Below are 19,753 nucleotides of genomic sequence, written 5' to 3' on the forward strand. Positions count from 1 at the left end.
GTCTATTGCTTTTTGGGTAGGCAGTAATGGCGAAGGTGATGCCATTATACTGGTGGTTAGTCTAGGATAACGCTAGGTGTACTCAAGTTAATTTACCAGCCCAAGTTTCCCTACTAGTACCCTATAAGTATCGAAATTCCCACCGACAATTTCGATATTTGGCTCAATTAGGGATGTTTTTGAGATTTATTTAGGAACGCAAATTATTGATGTCAGGAAATGTTGCCGGATTATGATGGCGATGATTTTGTTCCAGTCTAATGATAAATTATTCTAAGATAGGTCATGGGTGGTAAATAAGTACGTTACCATTCAATTTACCGTTAGTTTTGCAAGCATCGACCGTTGGCATGTCCTTGTATCCCCAGTTAGAAAGCTCGCTCAAGCATCATTTTGGTTACGATACCTTTCGTCCTGGACAACGGGAAGTAATCACAGCAGCTTTGCAAAACCAGGACTTGTTAGTAGTCATGCCGACGGGGGGTGGTAAATCATTATGTTTTCAGTTACCAGCTTTAATGAAATCAGGGGTGACAATTGTTGTTTCCCCCCTAATTGCGTTAATGCAAGACCAGGTAGATGCCTTACGTCGCAACGGAATTGCTGCCACTTTTTTAAATAGTAGTTTAAGTGGCGAAAAAGTGCGATCGCGTGAACAAGCGGTTTTAGCTGGTAAGGTCAAGTTACTGTATGTTGCTCCCGAAAGGTTGATGAGTGAACGGTTTTTACCGTTTCTGGATTTAGTCCATCATCATGGGGGAATATCTGCCTTTGCCATTGATGAAGCCCATTGTGTATCGGAATGGGGCCATGATTTTCGTCCCGAATATCGACAATTGAGTAAGTTACGGGGAAAATATCCCCAGGTTCCCACCTGGGCTTTAACGGCAACGGCAACGGAACGGGTACGCACCGATATTATTCAGCAATTGCAATTGCGTCAACCCAGTATTCATATTGCTAGTTTTAACCGACCCAATCTCTACTACCAGGTGCGTCCGAAAACCCAATATGCCTACACTGAACTCCTGGAATTATTACGCAGTACAGATGGAGCTTGCATTGTTTATTGTCTGACCCGTAAACAGGTTGATGAATTAACCCTGAAACTCAAACATAACAAAATCTCCGTTTTACCCTACCACGCAGGCTTAAGCGATACAGAACGTAGTCAAAATCAAACTAGTTTTATCCGTGATGATGTTCGGGTAATGGTCGCAACAATTGCCTTTGGTATGGGTATTGATAAACCCGATGTTCGTCACGTGATCCATTTTAACTTACCCCGTAACTTGGAAAGTTACTATCAAGAATCTGGTCGAGCAGGGCGCGATCGCGAACCTTCTCGCTGTACCCTCTTTTTTGGTTTGAGTGATATCAAAACTATTGAATGGAGTATTAGTCAAAAAACAGACCCCCAAGAACAAATGGTGGCTCGACAGCAATTGCGTCAGGTTCTAGATTATGCTGAAGGAACAAGTTGTCGGCGAACAATTCAATTAGGTTACTTTGGAGAACGCTTTCCGGGAAACTGCGGAAACTGTGATAACTGTCGCTACCCGAAACCAGTTCAGGATTGGACAACGGAAGCCATGAAATTTCTTTCCTGTGTCGCTCGTAGTCAAGAAAGGTTTGGCATGGGACATATTATTGATATTCTCCGTGGTGCGAAAACGGAGAAAATTAAGCAACATAAACATGATCAACTTTCCACCTATGGAATTGGTAAGGATCGGAAGGTGGATGATTGGCGGTTGTTAGGACGTTCACTGTTACATCAAGGTTTGTTGGAGCAATCGACGGATGGTTATGGGGTATTAAAGTTAAATGCTCAAAGTTGGGAAGTGATGCGTCGTCAGCGTCAAGTTTTGATTGCAGTTCCTACGGTTGAGAGGGTGAGTAATATCAATCCCCAGGAAAAATCAGCCGAAGCAGAAATGTTATTTCAACGTTTACGCACTCTCCGTAAACAATTGGCTGATTTACAGGGAGTTGCTCCCTTCGTGATTTTCACAGACACAACCCTGAAAGCCATGTCCCAATACCGTCCCCAAACAAGAGAAAGTTTTGCCAAAATCTCTGGGGTGGGTACCCACAAGTTAACGGAGTATGGGGATGTATTTATCAAGGAAATTACAGCTTTTTGTCAGGAGCATAATTTACCCAGTGTAGATATGCCTTCCACCCCATCTAGTACATCCAACCGTGGTAAAACCCCCAGTGGAACTGAATTAGTGACGTTGAATTTATATCAACAAGGCTTGAGCATTCAAGATATCGCCATTAAACGGAATTTGAGTGGAAGGACTATTGTCAACCATTTGGCAAGTTTACTGGAAAAAAATCAAGAGCTAAATATTAATCAAATTGTCGCCGAGAACAAGCAGCAGAAAATTTGGCAAGTTTTAGATACATTAGGTGATGTGGCTTTAACTCCAATCAAGGATTATTTGGGAGCTGATTATAGTTATGATGAGATTCTCTTGGTTCGGGGAGTATGGCGACGGAAAAAGGGGAATTGAGAATACAGGAGACAGGAACTGGGTAAGCGACAATCTTGCTGCCAAAGTTTATCCACTAAGGATTATCACGGGATAATCAAAAATCTAAAATCCAAAATCCTATTAACCCAAGTTGCGGGTTACTTGAGAACGCGATCGCTTCCATCAGTAAAATCCCCTCCAGGAACCAAAACGGAGGGGATTATGCTAAATGAAATAATTACTGTCTACTCGTCACTATATTGAAACCGTATTTAGCGCTATTGCTAGTATGTATCCAAAATCAATTCATGCTGTGACTTACGAAGGATTTTTACTTAAGTTACAAGCATTTATTTTTGTGTTTACTGTAAAACAAGCATTTATGTAGCTAGTATCATTTGACACTTGCAATGATGAGTATCTATTTCGGTTACTTACTGTGTAACCGAAGTCTTTTTCGTGCGATCGCATAGCTCTCCGGGTGCGAAGCACCCGGAGTCGCGTAACCCGCAACTTGGGTTAATAATATGGCTAAACTAACGCTGACACTGAAACTCCTAGGTCGGGGAGTGTCAATCCCAAGTCGCAACCAGTCGAAAAACTTCGGGTATCTCTCCTTGACTGGAAGGAAATTCTAAAATTGTCTCCCTCACACCTAAGTATCCCGATTCTGTAAAGGACATTAACATCCTCGCTAAGGCAAACCATACCTCCTGTTCGTACTCCCAATCACCATGACGTTTCGCTGAACCTGCAATCGAACGCAAAGCCCAAAAGTAACTATTGCGGACAACAGATCCACCTTTTTTGTACTCGGGTAAATCCTCGTGATGAATAATCAGTAGGTCTTCTTCGATTCGCGCGCGCATGGGTTGGTGAACAGTATTTTTTGACTCTTAACATTAATCAAGCGATCGCATCACACTAACAATAATTATTTCCTATTGCCAACAAACTAGAATTAACACAACAGAAGACTCGACGAGTCGTCTCTACTTCAATTTCAATCGTAAATTTCGCTGCATTTCATAATTTTGAAAACTGTTCCACACAAACTGCAATAAATATTATGATTTTGTTACATATTTGTTAAGAATAGTTAAATTGTTCTTGACAAAAGGAAATATTACTTATGGTAGCTTCTCTTTACAATCAAAGACATCAGGTGGTGATTATCGGTGGAGGTTTTGGTGGACTGTATACAGCCAAGGCGTTAGCGAAAGCGGATGTAGACGTGACTTTGATTGATAAACGTAACTTTCATTTATTTCAACCGCTTTTATATCAAGTTGCGACGGGTACGCTATCACCTGGTGATATTTCCTCTCCCTTGCGGTCAATTCTCAGCAAAAGTAAAAATACCAAAGTCTTGTTAGGGGAGGTCAGCGATATTGACCCGAAAACCCAAGAAGTGATTATGAGCGATCGCATCGTCAAGTACGATACCCTAGTGGTGGCGACGGGGGCAAATCATTCCTATTTTGGCAATGATGCTTGGAAAGAAGTGGCTCCAGGATTAAAAACCGTAGAAGATGCGATTGAAATCCGTCGGCGGATTTTTAGTGCCTTTGAAGCAGCGGAAAAAGAAACCGATCCAGTTAAACGTCGGGCATTGTTAACCTTTGTGATTGTTGGTGGTGGTCCAACGGGGGTAGAATTAGCGGGAGCGATCGCGGAGTTAGCCTATAAGACCCTGAAGGAGGATTTTCGGGACATCGACACCTCAGAAACGAAGGTGATCCTGTTACAAGGGGCAGACCGGGTTTTGCCGTCCCTAGCACCACAATTATCGAAGGCAGCTGCGGAATCTTTGGAAAAGATCGGCGCAAGTGTACGGACTAAGACGCGGGTAATCAATATTGAAAATAACGTAGTCACCTACAAACAAGGGGACGAAATCCACCAAATTACCTCCAAAACCATTTTATGGGCAGCAGGGATTCAAGCCTCACCGATGGCGAAAATTCTGGCATTACGCACAGGAGTAGAATGCGATCGCTCTGGACGAGTCATAGTTGAGCCGGATTTGAGTATTAAGGGGTACAAAAATATTTTTGCCGTGGGAGACGTGGCCAATTTCTCTCACCAGAATGATAAACCCCTTCCTGGTGTGGCACCAGTAGCGATTCAAGAGGGTGAATATGTTGCCAAGTTAATTCGCAGACGTTTACGAGGTAGAAGTGTGCCTCCTTTCAAATATAATGACTATGGTAGTCTGGCCATGATCGGCCAAAATGCAGCCGTTGTCGATTTAGGTCCAATCAAATTACAAGGTTTCTTTGCTTGGATCTTCTGGTTACTCATCCATATTTACTTCTTAATTGAGTTTGACAATAAACTAATAGTTATGATTCAGTGGGCATGGAACTACCTCACCCGTAAACGTGGTTCCCGATTGATTACCGGTCAAGAGTCTTTAGCCTTAGCGAAAGTAATTACCCACCAACCCACAATGGAAAAAACAGTCAAAGCCTAATCCGTAATACTTAATTACATCAAAATCCGGGGTCCGTAGTTGCGGCTTGAGCCACGAAACAGCTTTAATATCAAGCGCTCAAGCGTAACTACGTGCTTTATCTCACCCATCCAAGTTGATTTGCTAGTTCGGCTTAAGGTTCAACCGTCAACTGAATCACAGAAACCTGGTTCTGATCGAGTTTTCGGTAAAATGGTAAAAGTTAATCGGAATCAAAACCCCTATATCAAAGCCATTTGAACCCATGACCGAATTACCAAAAACCCTCGAAGACGCGATCGCTCAAGCCCGTACAGCGACTTTAGCAGCCCTGGCTGATGGTTACAATCGTTTACAAGTAGAGTTACTCTTCCCGGAACTGAAATACATGGGAGTTGCGCAGCAATTTATGCCTGCATTCCAGGATTATGGAGAAAAACTGAAAGTGATGTTTGCGGATGCAGGGAGTGCAGCTTTAGCTCGACGGGATTGGACGGAGGTGAGCTATAAAATTTTAGACATCGGTACGGGAAGGGCTGCATCGATTCAGACGAAAGTGCAACCGGAAGATGAAATATTTGTATTTGTGGCTCCCACATCGGTGGAATTACCGCAGTTGGAAAAAATTTGTGCAGAAATAGGCGAACGTCCCCACGTATTGTTGAATCCCCGTCTAGAGGATTCGGGTACAGTTGGGATTGGTTATGCAGCTCGACAAACTCGCGATCGCTTCATTAATACCATCGAATCCTGTTATTACCTGCGTCCTATATTTGAGGAAGCTGCGGTTTTTCGCTGTTATCCCGGAATGTGGGAAGTTTGGGTCAAAACCAGTGATGACTACGAAAAAATCGCCGAACTAGCGAAAAAACCCTCTGGAGACGAACTAGATTTGATTTTAGCCGGAGGACAAACCACCGCTAATGGGGAGAATGGTACACTTGTGAGTACAGGGAAAAAACCCGGTGTGATGCGTGGTTTACAACGCTTTTTCAAAGCCTTAAGTAGTTGAACAGAAAAATGTTGAGCGCAGTCCCTACCCATAATGCTTGCATTTGGTTGACATACTCCCTGCCCTACAAAGCTATCCATTACCCGGATCTTTCTTAACAAAAAGTAAAAATACTTAAAAGAAGACGAAAGGCTTGATAGGTATAGTTTTGAGAGAGGAAAGATAGGGTGTAAAAAATGGAAAAATGGGCAGCAAGGGAATTGAAGCACTTGGATTTGGGAGATAAACGGCGAAACAAGCGTTTGATAAAGATGGTAGAAGATTTAGCAGCACAACCAACATCGAGTGTACCTCAAGCATGTGGGAGCGTAGCAGCGACAACAGCAGCATATGATTTGTGGAGTTCGCCGTATATAAAACCATCAGATATAAGCAATGGACATATCAAAAGTACAATCGAAAGGGCAAAAGAACACGAGATAGTATTAGCAATACAAGACACAACAAATATGGATGTAACAAGTCATCCAGCAACAGAAGGAATTGGATATCTAGACCAGAGAAAAAGTTTAGGATTAAAAGTACATTCAACGTTATTATCAAGCATAAAAGGAGTTCCACTGGGAGTAATAGACCAACAAGTATGGTCAAGAAATATCGAAGATTTAGGAATAGCAAAAACACGTAGAAAAAGACAAACAGAAGAAAAAGAAAGCCAAAGATGGTTGGAAGGGCTAGAGAGAACAAATAAATTACTACCAGAAAAGATAAAAATCATAACAGTAGCAGACTCAGAAGCAGATATATTTGATTTATTTAATCAGGAAAGACCAGAAAATAGCCACTTACTAATCAGAGGAACTCATAATAGAAAAGTTAGCCATACAGCGAATTATCTACATGAGGCGATCAGGTCAAGTCCAACTCAGGGAGAAGTAGAAGTCAAGGTAAGAAGAAATCCAGAAAGACCAGAAAGGATAGCAAAACTAACAATTAGATACGAAACAGTTGAAATAGAAGTACCAAAAAATAAGCTCGGGCGTTCGCTTTGTAAACCAGTAAAACTACAGGTGATATTAGCAGAAGAAAAGAGTCCACCATCGGAGATAAAACCAATCAGTTGGTTATTGTTAACGACATTGGAAATTAATAGCCTTGAAGATGCGGTAAAATGTGTTGAATGGTATACATATCGTTGGTTAATCGAGCGTTATCACTATACATTGAAAAGCGGTTGTCGAATCGAGGAATTACAACTGGAGACAGGAAAACGCCTATCAATGGCATTAGCGACATATTCGATTGTGGCATGGCGATTATTATGGTTAACTTACCAAGCAAGGGATAATCCAGAACAAAGTTGTGAAACGGTTTTAACTACAGTTGAATGGCAATCTTTATGTGTAAGTGTGAACAAAAACCCAATTCCACCAGATCAGCCACCAACATTAAGAGAAGCTGTACGAATGATTGCTCGACTAGGTGGTTTTCTGGGTCGTAAAGGTGATGGGGAACCTGGAGTCAAGACGATTTGGAGAGGGTTACGACGATTGCACGATATCGCCGTAACTTGGAAGCTAGCCCATCAAATCTAAATGCATACTTTCTGAGTTTTGTCTAATCTTAATGCTTAATCCCTCTACTGAAATCATTTCTATAATCGCTTTTCAGACTTTGTTAAGAAAGATGTGACTAATGGATAGCTCGCAAGCGGGGAGGGGATTAAGGGGTGGGGTTTTAATCAAAAGTGTTGAATTTCGATACATAACTTTACAAATCTAGGGGCTTTGCACGAATTTGAGCTTCTATTAATGACAATGAAGTCAATTGCAGGGTAAATTTGGTATCACCAGCACCAATACACAACTTGGTATCAACCGCTAAAATCTAAAGATTCAACACTTGTGGGTTTTAATATGCATCTTCATATTAAATAGGTATTAGCTTTTGAGCGTGCATATTTTCATCATGTCATCAACAATATAATACCCCGACTAGCAACAAACTTCGGGGTAAAAATTATTAATCAAGTATTTTCATTTTACTGCCACACATAAATCAACACAAATAAAATAATCCAAATTACATCCACAAAGTGCCAAAACAAAGAAGTCGCATCCACCCCATAATGACCATTATCATAATTTTCCGGGATAAACGAGCGAATCAAAATTATCATCTGTAACACCAGACCAGTGAACACATGCAAACCGTGAAAACCAGTCAACAAATAAAACAAACCACCAAACACACCACTGGTAAATCCAAACTCTAAACCACCCCATTCCACAGCTTGTCCATACAAGAAATAACCACCCATAATCATCGTCAGCAGCAAAAATAATCGGAAACCCCACACATTTTCTTCTTTTAAAGCCTTTTCCGCCAAATAAATCACAAAACTACTTGAGACCAGAATCACTGTGTTGATAGCTGGTTCTTTAATTTCCAAACCAGTAATACCCGGTGGTAGCCAATTATCAGTAGTAGTTTTCGTGACAATATAGGCTGCAAAAAAACTCAAAAAAATCACACTTTCCGATAACAAAAACACGATGAAGCCATACATTTTATTGGCTTCTTCATCATGACCATGTTCATGTGCGAGGGAATGAACCTGATGAGAATTAATTGAACTTTCCATAACTCCAACTTAATATTTTGTAAAAATTCACAACACTAATGGTAATCACTGATTTCTTAATGTAGTAGACCACTAGGTAATCATACTTGATAGGACAAAGTGAGCAGGGGAAGAAAAATAACTCATTCCTCATCCCTGTTCACTACTCCCTATTTACAACCTCTAATCTGCTTCAGCACGGTGGGAATCCTTCAACCTGGGTGTATTCGCAACCAAAGGTTCATTCAACCCATATCCATAGGGAGCAGAAATCACCACGGGAATCTCATCAAAATTTTCCACCGGAGGAGGAGACGCAACTAACCACTCTAAACCGATGGCTTTCCAAGGATTATCCCCTGCTTTCTCTCCATTAGCCCAGGAACTAATCATATTCAAAATGAACGGTAAAGTAGACATTCCCAACAAGAATGACCCAATACTAGCAATCACATTCCAAAAGGTATACTCTGGGTCATAGGAGGCAGCGCGACGCAACATTCCATATAACCCTAACGGATGCATTGGCCAAAAATTCAGGTTTGTACCAATAAATGCTAACCAAAAATGTAACTTACCCAAACCTTCGTAATACATCCTTCCGGTCATCTTCGGGAACCAATGGTAGATAGCTGCATACATCCCCATCGTCACAGTTCCGTAAAGAACATAATGGAAGTGACCCACCACAAAATAGGTATTATTCACGTGAATATCAATGGGAACCGAGGACAACATAATCCCCGTAATCCCTGCAAACACGAACATGATTAACGCACCCAAGGCAAATAACATCGGAGTATTCAGGTGTAATTTTCCTCGCCAAATCGTTGCCACCCAGGCAAACACCTTGATTCCCGTCGGTACAGATACGCACATAGTTGTAATCATAAATACAATGCGCATCCAACCCGGTGTACCACTGGCATACATGTGGTGAACCCAAACGATCGCACTCACAGCCGCAATCAACAGGGAAGAAATCGCCACTATTTTGTAGCCAAATAGAGGTTTACGAGCATAAACTGGGAAAATCTCCGAAAAAATCCCAAATACAGGCAAAATAATCACATATACAGCCGGGTGAGAATAAAACCAGAATAGGTGTTGAAACAGAATCGGATTTCCCCCCTGGTCAGGGTTAAAAAATCCCGTACCCACGGTCAAATCAAACAGAAGCATAATTGCTCCCGCAGTCAAAGCCGGTAAACCAAACAACTGAATAATTTGAGCGCTAAACACAGCCCAAACAAACACCGGCATTTTAAAGAAAGTCATCCCCGGTGCCCGCATTTTCACAATCGTGGTGACAAAATTTACAGCCCCCATGATGGAGGAAACACCGGAAATTGCTACTGCTAGTAGCCAAACAAATTCACCATTAATCAAATTCCCCGAAGGATTTTGAATACTCACGGGTGGGTAAGACCACCAACCTGCTTGAGCTGGACCTCCAGGAACAAAAAAGCTGAACATCAGCAGCACCCCGACTATGGGAACCATCCAAAAAGCTGCTGCATTCAGACGGGGGAAAGCCATGTCCCGCGCACCAATCATCAACGGAACTAGGTAATTAGCCAGACCGACCAAACTGGGAAAAGTCCAACCAAACAGCATCACAGTACCATGCATGGTAAACATGGCATTATAAACAGTTCGGTCTACCAAGTCAGATTCGGGTGTAATTAATTCACCGCGAATAATCATGGCGAAAATACCACCAATCAGCAGAAATAGAAAGGAAGTAACTAGATACTGAATACCGATAACTTTGTGGTCGGTACTGAAAGTAAAATAGGTTTTCCAGGTGGTTGGTGGGTGATGGTGATGATTACCTAGAACACCAGGGGAAATTTGCATATCAGTCATGGGGAGAGTAATACTAATTTGAACAAAGAATGCGACAGATGAATTATGTAGAGACGTAGCATTGCTATGTCTTATATTGAGTATGTGTTGCAAACATTTTCTGAATCTGTATAAGTAGTGAGTAGTAATACCAATTTCAAAAAAAATGCCACAGATGAATTTTGTTTCACCAGACGCAATATATTGCGTCTCATATTCTAGATGTGTTGCAAGTTATGGGAATATTCGTAATATTGTCGGAGCGTTGTTCACATTCCCTAAAATCCAGAATCTAAAATCGATTCAGCCCGAAAAATTTACTACAGGAGGTGCTGCGGGAACTACGGTAGGCCAACCACTTTTAGCTGATTTTTGTTGAGCTTGGGTATATTCCCAAACAGCTTGATTTTTCGCGGGTGTTGGCTTTTGAGATGCCGCCTTATTTAGCCAATGTTTATAATCATCCGGTGACTGGACAACAACTTTGGTATCCATTGTGGCAAAGTATGCACCACTGAATTGGGAATCCATCAGTCGATAGGTTCCTTCCCGCATGGGTGTAAATTCAAAATCGATGGTACGCTTGGGAATTATGTCTTGTTTGAGACGAAATGCAGGGATATAAAACCCGTGCAGTACATCCTCCGAAGTCAAAGCTAATTGTACACGTTGGTTTGTCGGGAGATGTAACTCGGTACTGGTGACATTTTTGTAAGGATAGTGAAATTCCCAAGCCCATTGTTTAGCTATGACGCTGATTTTCTCCTTCGGTTCAGCGATCGCATCCGAATTTGTGTCTGCATAGGCTGTTTTCATCATCTCTGGTATATGCAGGTGAACCACCTCCATTGGACCACGAATCGCCATTTGTTCGTAGATTTGGTAACTGTAGGTGGCAATCCAAACTACTAATAGAATAGGAATAGCTGTCCAAACAACTTCGAGAGTAATATTACCTTCAATGGGGGGACCATCACTGGTATCACCGGCTGGAACACGGTAAAATGCCACTGAATAGAGTAGCATTCCCACCACTCCACAAAAAATAAACGTTCCTAACACCACCAGGAAACTAAATAATTCATCAATCAGGTGAGATTCGGCTGCTGCTTGGGGAGGAAACCAGGAATATGCTTGTTTACCCATCCACAGACTCACACCTGTTAGTACCACTAAAAATACGGTTAGTAATAAGAAACTGCGAATTTTCATGTTCAGAATACAAATTTTGGTTGAACTCCGTGGATTTGATCCATTCCTTGAAAAAAATCAAACATCCAATTGAGGGTATGAGATTGGTGATTTAACCCACGGCAAAATCCGGGGTTAACACCTAAAAACATCTATTTGAGTACAGTGTTGGGGTCTTCACCTAACCGAAGTAGTGCATCTGCGGTATTGTGAACGCCAAATTCAGCCGCCATCTGCGCACCCAGGGTTCCGTGTACATACATCAAAAGCATAATAAATACACCAGCACCTAAATAAATCCACTGTACCTGTTGATCTGTGTCCTTGCGCCACACAAAGCGCTGTAAACCCCTCCAAACAGTCATCCCCACAATCATCGCAAAGAGAATTACACCACCCACACCATGCCACAGCATTGTTTCCATTGCTTGCAATCCCCAGGCACTTTTTACTTCTGTTGCAGGTTCGGCTAGCATCATTTCATAAAATCCAGCAGCTACCGTCAGAAAAGTAATTATTGCTGAACCTAACATATTGTACCAACCCACATCAAAAAAGTTGTGACGGGATGCGGGAAGGGACAAAAATTTAAAAATTGGTTGTTGGAAGGGAAATAGGACACCGATGATATCGCAGGTTACACCAATGATGAATAATCCCAGGGTCAAGTGAACTAGGTTAGGGTGAATCGGAATTGTATAGGGAAGTCCGTTTGCACCTAGTTGTGACTGAATTTGGTCGAGTAGTTCTGTGTTCATGGTAAAAGACCTTCTTTAGTTGCTTCAACTACAGGAACAGTATGCAGTCCGTACACCCACACCAGTTCATCACCAAGATAGACTTGAGTGACAATAATAAAAGTTAGTAGTAATCCAATCCCAAGATAGGCTACGGGAATTTTTTCCGGACTGCGTAGACGAATCACATATCGCCATGCAGTAACAGCTGCCAAAATTCCTGAAAGCGACCAACCAATTAGAGTATGTATGTTTAAAACATTGGCTGCGACAGCATAGGGTTTTGCGAGTCCTGCTTCAAATTGTCCAAAGATAATGGCGACAAAAATTGCAATTGTCGCAAAAAACATATTCCACCAACTGACTTCAAATAGGCGAGAATTTTTAGTGAAATATCCAATTAAATCGCAAGCAACGGCAAATAATACCATTGCAATGACAAAGTGAACGATGATGGGATGTAATGTGTCCGGATAGGGTAAATTATGGTCATTCAGATTGGGTAGCCAATCAAGCATTGTGTTCTCCTCTGGGTTTCTCCCTGATATTGGTGAAATTCCTAAATTCTGCTTTTGACCTCACACGATAATTTAGTTTGATTACTATCATGCATGGTTAAATTATTTTTAAATGTTTAAATAATTACGATATGAAATAATATGTTTGTCGGGAAATAGGAGACAGAATCAATAAAATATATCTATTCAAAAAATAAATGATTAACCCTGTCCAGCTTGAGAGATGTTTGGAAAGTGTCAATAAGTACTTTATCAACCACTTCTTGAAGACAGGGAATAGGTGCAAACGGTATGTTTTTTGTGAGAAACTGTACAGATGCTACATGTCGCGTATTTCCCGACTCCCTTCTCCCTACTCCCAAAAAACGAGCTTGTTAAGTATTAAAATCGACTTTTAAAACATCCTCTGAGAATTGTAGTTCTTAGTCACGATTATGAGATTGCTATCTGATGTCGCAATGACGAAAACTCCAGTTTTGATTATGGACGAGGTTTATTTAGCTTCTTTAGAATAACTCTAAAAAATTGTTTAAGTTCGTTCATTGTTAACACAAGATCATTTCAGTAATAGTATACTTACACACTTGTGACCCAGACACCCATGTTAAGTTATAGGTTGATTCTCCGATGGCAATCCGATTTCAGTAGTGAAAATACCGGTTTTGGCTGTATACGGGACTATGACTGTCAACGGTTAACAGTCAATAACTCTAGACGTAAGATTTTACCAATCCTCAACGGATTGCGATACCACTCCTGATTCCCTCTGCATCTAGAAAGGACTATACCCGGATTTCCCACAAACTCCTAAAGCTTTCAGTGAGTAGGGAGCGGGGAGTAGGGAGTAGTAGGAAAATTAACCCATTACTCAAGGCTTATCACTTCCTTGTGGGAAATCTAGGTATAGAGTTTTAGACAATTGGGTAGGAATTTCAATCATAAACTGCGTTTCCGAAGTAGAAGTAGAGGGTTGAAAGTATAATTTACCTTGATGTAATTGCGTGATGATTTGATGACTGATGGATAATCCTAATCCTTTATTTTGTCCGATGGGTTTAGTTGTAAAAAAAGGTTCAAATATTTTCTGCTGAATACTGGGGTTGATACCGATACCATTGTCGATGATAGAAATGCGAATCCATCCTGGTTGAGCTAATTCGCTACGAACGAGAATTCGACCTGTTGTTGTCGAAGACATGGTAATTGCCTCAATGGCATTGGTAAGTATATTCATCAAAACTTGATTAATTTGACTGGGATAACAATCAATTTCTGGAAGTTGCTGGTATTCGCGAATTATTTCAATTACTGGTGTTGTTGATTTAGCTTGTAGACGATGCTGAAGTAAGGAGATGGTACTTTCTAGTCCAGTATGAATATCGACGATTTTGCGTTCTGACTCATCTAAACAAGCAAAAGCTCGCAATCCTAGCACGACTTCTTTGATTCTTTCGGTTCCTGTCAGCATCGATTGTATAACTTTGGGAATATCTTCGCTGATAAACTCAAAATCTATTTCCTCCATGTGTGCTAAAGCCTGTGGAGGAATGGGAACTATTTCTTGTTTATATAAGTTGATTAACTCCACCAGATGCTGGCTATATTGTTGAATATAAGTTAAGTTACCACGAATAAAACTGACCGGGTTATTAATTTCGTGGGCTATTCCTGCAACTATTTGTGTCAAGCTAGATATTTTTTCATCTTGGATAATTCGTTGGGCTATTTCTAAGCGTTGAACTGATGTATTTAACTCCTGATTTATATTTTCTAATTTAGCTACTGCTAAATTGCGATCGCGTAAATATGTTTGCAAAATATGTAATACTAAAAACCACAGGGGTATTAACAAAAAAAATGTCAGTATCATCCACACAAATGACAAACGTAAGTCTTGATGATAACTTTGATTTCTAGATTGTAAGATTTGTTCTATTTGCTGGTGACGTTTTTCTACACCTTGAGCATAAATTCGCTTTTGAGTTTGATATTCAGGACTAGATAATAACGTTAATGCTGCTCTAGCTTGGTTTTGCCGTACCAATTCAAAGGAACGATTCTCCATTGCGACTAATTTCTGATTCGCAATGTCAATCTGTTTTGCATCTTGATTAGAATACACTTCGGGAATTAAATTTATTGACTCTTGAATTGCTGCATCTAAGAGAGGTTCAAATTGGCGATACCTCGCTTCCCATTCCCGATTTCCCGTAGCTGCATTCATTCGCGCAGACATGGTTAACACTTCATCCAAATACACTATGCGATCGCTTAGTTTTTGTAACCGCAACTCCTCCTGACTCAGGTGATGAAAGTTTCGATAGGTACGCCAATTCATCAACAATTGAGGTATAAATAGCCCTAATGTTAACACCACTGCCACTACGATACTATAGGCAGGACGTTTATAGGTAATTGCCTGAATACCCTGTAAATGTTGCTGAATTCGCCAAATTTCACCTGAAGCCATGTATGTTTTGTATAAGTATATATATTTACTTGTATAGTATACGATGAAACTTTAATTACTAATAGTCCAACACATAAGTTTTGAGGGGTTCGTAGTAGTAGCTCTAGCTCCGAAAAAGCTTTACCAGAAAGGTGCTATACCCGCAGGGTTGTCTTAGACTAGCGCTAATACTAACCTTTCTTCACCCATCAAAATTAATGCAATAGACTATATGGACTATTAGGGTGCAGGATTCGGATAGCGTAAGTGTATGGCTTCGATTTCCGCTTCGATTTCTGGGGTGAGGTTAATATTTATACTGTTAATATTTTCCTGTAATTGGGGAATGGTGGTTGCGCCGATAATTGTACTGGAAACGAACCAGCGACTACGGACAAAGGCTAGGGCTAAGGCTGTGGGGGAAAGATGATACTTTTGAGCTAGTTCTGTGTAGGCTGTCACGGCTGGTTTGACGTTGATTTTTGTGTATCTTTGACCAAAGCCGGGAAACATGGCTAATCGACTTTGGGGAGGGCTTAGTTGTACATGCTTTCCGGTTAAGTAACCAAATGCGAGGGGACTGTAGGCTAGTAGTCCGACGTTTTCTCGATAGCAAGCTTCTGCAAGACCCATCTCGAAGGTGCGATTAATCAGGTTGTAAGCGTTTTGAATGGAAATGACTTTGGGTAATCCTAATTTCTCAGCTTGTTGACAAAATTCACACACTCCCCAGGGGGTTTCATTGCTTAAACCGATATAACGAATTTTTCCTGCTTGAATTAGTTTGTCAAAGGCTGTTAACTGTTCCTCAATGGGAATCTGTTCCCGTTCATGGCGGAGATCAAAATTCGTATTCCCAAAAATGGGCACATAGCGGTCTGGCCAGTGAATTTGGTATAAATCAATATAATCGGTTTGCAAGCGTTGTAAACTAGCTTCCACTGCTGCTTGGATGTTTTTGGCATCGACCCGTGGCGAACCGTCCCGTATCCATTTAAAAGAACGTCCCGCACCGACGATTTTAGTGGCAATAATCACCTTATCCCGTGGCTGATGTTTCAGCCAGTGACCCAGGTAGGTTTCCGTTAAACTGTAGGTTTCCGCTCTGGGGGGTACGGGATACATCTCCGCGGTGTCAATAAAATTAATACCCGCATCCACTGCCAAATCTAATTGAGCATGGGCTTGTTCTATGGTATTTTGCTGTCCATAGGTCATGGTTCCCAGACAAATTTCGGAAACCAGAAGGTCACTATTTCCCAGTTGGTTATATTTCATAGACCTGCTCAACTTAATCTCCAATTAACTCTACCCCATCCCGTCCATCAACATCACTGAGAAAGACTTTGACAATTTCTTCTTTGGAGGTTGGCAGTTGTTTACCGACAAAATCTGGGTGGATGGGAACTTCTCGATGTCCGCGATCGACTAACACGGCTAAACGGATCACCTCCGGTCTGCCGTATTCATTGACTGCGTTCAGTGCTGCGCGAATTGTTCGTCCTTTAAAAATCACATCATCCACTAGGACAACTGTTTTATTGGTTAAATCAAAGGGAATTTTCGTTTTGGCTGGGGTGCGAAAACCTTGATTGTCCAGGTCATCGCGATAAAAAGTAATATCTAAAGCTCCCACATTGACGGGAACATCCTCCATGATTTCGATTTGTCGTCCTAATTGTTCTGCGAGGGGAACACCCCGTGTATATACTCCAATCAGAACGAGTTGGGAAAGGTCGGGAGTGGTTTCGATGATTTGGGAGGCTAAACGGTTTATTGTCCGTCGAATTTCTTCCGGGGAAAGAATTTCCACCACTTTGGTTGGTTGGTTCATAATGATTTACCTAGGTAGGGAACAGGGAGTAGGGAATGGGGAGTAGTTTTTTTAACCGTCTTGATAAATTTAAATCAATTGATGGCAACAGGGAGACGTGACATGTCGTGTTTCTACTTCAATTCACCGTTATTCCACAAAACCTAAATGGTTGGCAACTGGACGTTCATTGGTAGGTATTTTGGCATGTACCGGGGAATTTAACACCTGGGGACCAGATGGGGTGTTTATTGCTAAAGTTGTAGAGCCACCACCATCGAGATGTAACGCTGCGTCGGTATTTAATTCCTGCATAAATTTTGCCAATTCGTGACGGGTAATTCCTTCGCTATACAAGGGTTGTTTCCCATCAATCGCAACTAATGAGAGTTTTTTCCCTGTTGCATCGACACCAATGGCTAAACGAGAGTAGGGTGTATCTGTACGGGTGTCCGTATTCGGTTGAATTTTGCCATTCAACACCAATATCTGACTACCTGCAACACCGTTAATTGTGTTCGCGGGACATGTTTGAGTTCCTGGTATTTGAGCGCGTCCGTCTTCGAGAAAACAAATCACATGCCATCCTGCACTTGGTCTACCGTAGGTTTGCCGATGGGAAATATTTTGCCCCAAAGTTCCCACGCGATCGCCGGAACGTGGATAATAATCCCAAGGTGTATTTTCATAAAATGGTTGGAAGTAACTGGCGTTAATTGCTAGTTTGGGGGCAAATTCTTGAATAAATTCGGATGTTGTCCGCGCAATCGTTTGATTACTTTTGATTCTACGCGCAGGAGTGACGATAGGTTTGATATTCCCCTGATTCAAGTCAATTGTGACAACATGAATCATCATGGGACGAGGTTGGTTACGAACGATTCGTTGATAATTAATCCCGCTAAATAGTTGCTTTTGGGTGTCGGTACGTGGGGGACGGCGATAATGGAACCATCCCATCATCAGCAATGGGAATGCTAGCAACAATACACCTGCAATCAGCAGCGATCGCTGAATGGGTACTAAGGATGTTTTTGTGTTTCTCATTATCTCCCCATGCAAATTATTCTGATTCAACCCGCCCTATTCAAGGCTTACCACGAGATGGGGGCGAATAATCATAGGTAAACACCCCCTCAAATCAAAAATCTCACCAATCCACCATAATGGCGATCGCTGCCAGCTAGGGAATCGAACGTCTTAAATATTACTAAAAAATAGAAAAAATCAGTATTTATTCGTCAAAAAATCGAGTTTTTATTTGACGGCAAAGTATATATAGGCACTTTTAATTAGATTACAGAATAAATGCGATCGCCTGAATTCCCTCCCTATCTCCTTTGGGAAAAATTTGGGGAAATTTCACTAACATAGAGACGTAGCACCGCTACGTCTCTACGGGTAGGTGTGAAATTGGATTTCAAAACACCCCGAATCCGCATTAACAACTAACCAACGAATTCTTTGCGACCTGCGACTTCGGTTCCCCGTGGTACGCCTTTGAGGTAGGCTAATACAGTGTCTGCGTCGGAAACTTCAAAGGGGTCTGTAGGGCAGTTGTCGTCGAAACCTTCTTCAATGAACATTTTCTCGATTTTACAATCATTGACGACCATCGCATATCGCCAAGAACGCATCCCAAAGCCCAGGTTGGATTTGTCTACCAGCATCCCCATTTTCCGGGTAAATTCCCCGTTCCCATCGGGAAGCAGAAACACGTTTTTCGCTCCCTGCTGTTTACCCCACTGGAACATGACGAAGGCATCATTTACCGATAAACAAATTATTTCATCGATCCCTTGAGCTTTAAATTCTTCGTAGAGTTCTTCATAACGGGGTAAATGGGTTGAAGAACATGTCGGTGTAAATGCACCAGGTAGGGCAAATAATACAACCCGCTTTCCACCAAATATCTCTTGGGTTGTTCTGTCTTGCCAACGATAGGGGTTCGGACCGGGTACTGACTCGTCACGAACACGAGTTTTAAATACTACATTGGGTACGCGCTCTGGTGCCATATTTACTTACCTCTGAGTCGAAATTAATTTTAAATTTTAGTTTGGACTAATTGATTACTATCTCAGAATAATTCTGAGATAAGATTTTGTCAATATAGGAAATTATTTAATTAAGCAAAAGAGTTGTAACTGATTTTGAGTACGGAGATGTTATGATTATGGGATGAAGGCAATTGCAACAGACTATCGGGGTATTTGGGGCATAATGGGAGAAAAACAGCAGCAATCGGAGGAAATAGTTCAAATCCTCAAATCAAAGGGTTTACGGGTGACACCCCAGAGGTTTGCGGTATATGCCAATTTGCGATCGCGTAGTGACCATCCCACCGCAGAGCAGATATGGACAGATTTGAATCGGGATTATCCGGTGTCTTCCCAAGCAACGATTTATGCAGCATTACAATCTTTACGGGAAGCGGGTTTAGTACGGTCAGTGTTATTAGAAGAAGGAGTTTCCCGTTACGATGCGAACGTGGAAAAACATCATCATTTTCGTTGTCAATGCTGTGGGATGATTGAAGATATTCCCTGGAACGCGTTAAATGAAATTAATTTGCAGGCATTACGTCCAGGGTTGGTAGCTCAAAGTTATGAAGTGAGAGTGGAAGGGATATGCGATCGCTGTTCAGTAAATCAGCGACCGGAAAATGGTGGGTAGGTTTTTCA

The 19,753-nt window shown here is 41.5% G+C and carries 16 protein-coding genes and 1 pseudogene; 6 read left to right on the forward strand and 11 right to left on the reverse strand.

Translation table 11 applies throughout. The features are described 5' to 3' along the window. Positions 1–350: 350 nt before the first annotated feature. Both recQ and CDC37_RS25840 read left to right on the forward strand, forming a co-directional pair. A complete protein-coding gene (gene recQ / locus CDC37_RS16285) occupies positions 351–2,522 on the forward strand; it encodes a DNA helicase RecQ (protein WP_096623176.1) in 2,172 nt (723 codons plus the stop codon). A gap of 208 nt (positions 2,523–2,730) precedes the next feature. Next, positions 2,731–2,871, forward strand: a pseudogene (locus tag CDC37_RS25840) (IS982 family transposase); the annotation flags it as partial. A gap of 184 nt (positions 2,872–3,055) precedes the next feature. Here CDC37_RS25840 and CDC37_RS16290 read toward each other — a convergent pair. Then, the gene (locus tag CDC37_RS16290) at positions 3,056–3,352 is read right to left on the reverse strand and encodes a hypothetical protein (protein ID WP_096623178.1); all 297 of its coding nucleotides are present in this window, start codon (positions 3,350–3,352) and stop codon (positions 3,056–3,058) included. 263 nt (positions 3,353–3,615) lie between these two features. Between CDC37_RS16290 and CDC37_RS16295 the strand changes: the two genes are divergently transcribed. The 3 genes from CDC37_RS16295 (at position 3,616) to CDC37_RS16305 (ending at position 7,485) form a co-directional block, all read left to right on the forward strand. After that, the gene (locus CDC37_RS16295; RefSeq protein WP_096623180.1) at positions 3,616–4,959 is read left to right on the forward strand and encodes an NAD(P)/FAD-dependent oxidoreductase; all 1,344 of its coding nucleotides are present in this window, start codon (positions 3,616–3,618) and stop codon (positions 4,957–4,959) included. Positions 4,960–5,203: 244 nt separating this feature from the next. Further along, a complete protein-coding gene (locus CDC37_RS16300) occupies positions 5,204–5,950 on the forward strand; it encodes a DUF1995 family protein (RefSeq protein ID WP_096623182.1) in 747 nt (248 codons plus the stop codon). Between the two features lie 176 nt (positions 5,951–6,126). Beyond that, positions 6,127–7,485: an IS4 family transposase gene (locus CDC37_RS16305; protein ID WP_096620005.1), complete on the forward strand. Its 1,359-nt coding sequence runs from the start codon at positions 6,127–6,129 to the stop codon at positions 7,483–7,485. Between the two features lie 446 nt (positions 7,486–7,931). On the opposite strand, the gene CDC37_RS16310 is transcribed toward CDC37_RS16305, so the two are convergent. From CDC37_RS16310 to CDC37_RS16355, 10 genes are all read right to left on the reverse strand, one after another. Further along, positions 7,932–8,534, reverse strand: coding sequence for a cytochrome c oxidase subunit 3 (locus tag CDC37_RS16310; RefSeq protein ID WP_096623184.1), 603 nt, complete (start codon positions 8,532–8,534; stop codon positions 7,932–7,934). 162 nt (positions 8,535–8,696) lie between these two features. Further along, positions 8,697–10,382, reverse strand: coding sequence for a cytochrome c oxidase subunit I (gene ctaD / locus CDC37_RS16315; RefSeq protein ID WP_096623186.1), 1,686 nt, complete (start codon positions 10,380–10,382; stop codon positions 8,697–8,699). Positions 10,383–10,664: 282 nt separating this feature from the next. Beyond that, positions 10,665–11,573, reverse strand: a complete 909-nt coding sequence (locus CDC37_RS16320; RefSeq protein ID WP_096623188.1) for a cytochrome c oxidase subunit II — start codon at positions 11,571–11,573, stop codon at positions 10,665–10,667. Between the two features lie 131 nt (positions 11,574–11,704). Next, complete coding sequence (locus CDC37_RS16325) at positions 11,705–12,310, reverse strand: DUF2231 domain-containing protein (RefSeq protein ID WP_096623190.1); 606 nt, start codon at positions 12,308–12,310, stop codon at positions 11,705–11,707. Continuing rightward, entirely contained in the window at positions 12,307–12,807 is a 501-nt protein-coding gene (locus tag CDC37_RS16330) for a DUF2231 domain-containing protein (protein ID WP_096623192.1), read from the reverse strand. Before CDC37_RS16330 ends, CDC37_RS16325 begins: the two co-directional genes overlap by 4 nt. A gap of 868 nt (positions 12,808–13,675) precedes the next feature. Then, positions 13,676–15,277: a sensor histidine kinase gene (locus CDC37_RS16335; protein ID WP_096623194.1), complete on the reverse strand. Its 1,602-nt coding sequence runs from the start codon at positions 15,275–15,277 to the stop codon at positions 13,676–13,678. A 219-nt stretch (positions 15,278–15,496) separates the two neighbouring features. Beyond that, positions 15,497–16,534 (reverse strand): aldo/keto reductase, encoded by a 1,038-nt coding sequence (locus CDC37_RS16340; protein WP_096623196.1) that lies wholly within the window; start codon positions 16,532–16,534, stop codon positions 15,497–15,499. Between the two features lie 13 nt (positions 16,535–16,547). After that, complete coding sequence (pyrR, locus tag CDC37_RS16345) at positions 16,548–17,090, reverse strand: bifunctional pyr operon transcriptional regulator/uracil phosphoribosyltransferase PyrR (protein ID WP_096623198.1); 543 nt, start codon at positions 17,088–17,090, stop codon at positions 16,548–16,550. A 129-nt stretch (positions 17,091–17,219) separates the two neighbouring features. Continuing rightward, positions 17,220–18,116 (reverse strand): phosphodiester glycosidase family protein, encoded by an 897-nt coding sequence (locus CDC37_RS16350; RefSeq protein WP_172892790.1) that lies wholly within the window; start codon positions 18,114–18,116, stop codon positions 17,220–17,222. Between the two features lie 401 nt (positions 18,117–18,517). Continuing rightward, positions 18,518–19,087 carry a peroxiredoxin gene (locus CDC37_RS16355; RefSeq protein ID WP_096623200.1) on the reverse strand — a complete coding sequence of 190 codons (570 nt, stop codon included), beginning with the start codon at positions 19,085–19,087 and terminating at the stop codon, positions 18,518–18,520. Between the two features lie 163 nt (positions 19,088–19,250). Here CDC37_RS16355 and CDC37_RS16360 point away from each other — a divergent pair, with 163 nt between their 5' ends. Then, the gene (locus CDC37_RS16360; protein WP_231943089.1) at positions 19,251–19,745 is read left to right on the forward strand and encodes a Fur family transcriptional regulator; all 495 of its coding nucleotides are present in this window, start codon (positions 19,251–19,253) and stop codon (positions 19,743–19,745) included. Positions 19,746–19,753 lie beyond the last annotated feature (8 nt).

The organism is Calothrix sp. NIES-3974 (assembly GCF_002368395.1).
Classification (GTDB): Bacteria; Cyanobacteriota; Cyanobacteriia; order Cyanobacteriales; family Nostocaceae; genus NIES-3974.

Coding starts and splice junctions, on each gene's coding strand:
- recQ (WP_096623176.1), top strand. CDS start 351: ATGTCCTTGTATCCCCAGTTAGAAAGCTCGCTCAAGCATCATTTTGGT.
- CDC37_RS16290 (WP_096623178.1), bottom strand. CDS start 3,352: ATGCGCGCGCGAATCGAAGAAGACCTACTGATTATTCATCACGAGGAT.
- CDC37_RS16295 (WP_096623180.1), top strand. CDS start 3,616: ATGGTAGCTTCTCTTTACAATCAAAGACATCAGGTGGTGATTATCGGT.
- CDC37_RS16300 (WP_096623182.1), top strand. CDS start 5,204: ATGACCGAATTACCAAAAACCCTCGAAGACGCGATCGCTCAAGCCCGT.
- CDC37_RS16305 (WP_096620005.1), top strand. CDS start 6,127: ATGGAAAAATGGGCAGCAAGGGAATTGAAGCACTTGGATTTGGGAGAT.
- CDC37_RS16310 (WP_096623184.1), bottom strand. CDS start 8,534: ATGGAAAGTTCAATTAATTCTCATCAGGTTCATTCCCTCGCACATGAA.
- ctaD (WP_096623186.1), bottom strand. CDS start 10,382: ATGACTGATATGCAAATTTCCCCTGGTGTTCTAGGTAATCATCACCAT.
- CDC37_RS16320 (WP_096623188.1), bottom strand. CDS start 11,573: ATGAAAATTCGCAGTTTCTTATTACTAACCGTATTTTTAGTGGTACTA.
- CDC37_RS16325 (WP_096623190.1), bottom strand. CDS start 12,310: ATGAACACAGAACTACTCGACCAAATTCAGTCACAACTAGGTGCAAAC.
- CDC37_RS16330 (WP_096623192.1), bottom strand. CDS start 12,807: ATGCTTGATTGGCTACCCAATCTGAATGACCATAATTTACCCTATCCG.
- CDC37_RS16335 (WP_096623194.1), bottom strand. CDS start 15,277: ATGGCTTCAGGTGAAATTTGGCGAATTCAGCAACATTTACAGGGTATT.
- CDC37_RS16340 (WP_096623196.1), bottom strand. CDS start 16,534: ATGAAATATAACCAACTGGGAAATAGTGACCTTCTGGTTTCCGAAATT.
- pyrR (WP_096623198.1), bottom strand. CDS start 17,090: ATGAACCAACCAACCAAAGTGGTGGAAATTCTTTCCCCGGAAGAAATT.
- CDC37_RS16350 (WP_172892790.1), bottom strand. CDS start 18,116: ATGAGAAACACAAAAACATCCTTAGTACCCATTCAGCGATCGCTGCTG.
- CDC37_RS16355 (WP_096623200.1), bottom strand. CDS start 19,087: ATGGCACCAGAGCGCGTACCCAATGTAGTATTTAAAACTCGTGTTCGT.
- CDC37_RS16360 (WP_231943089.1), top strand. CDS start 19,251: ATGAAGGCAATTGCAACAGACTATCGGGGTATTTGGGGCATAATGGGA.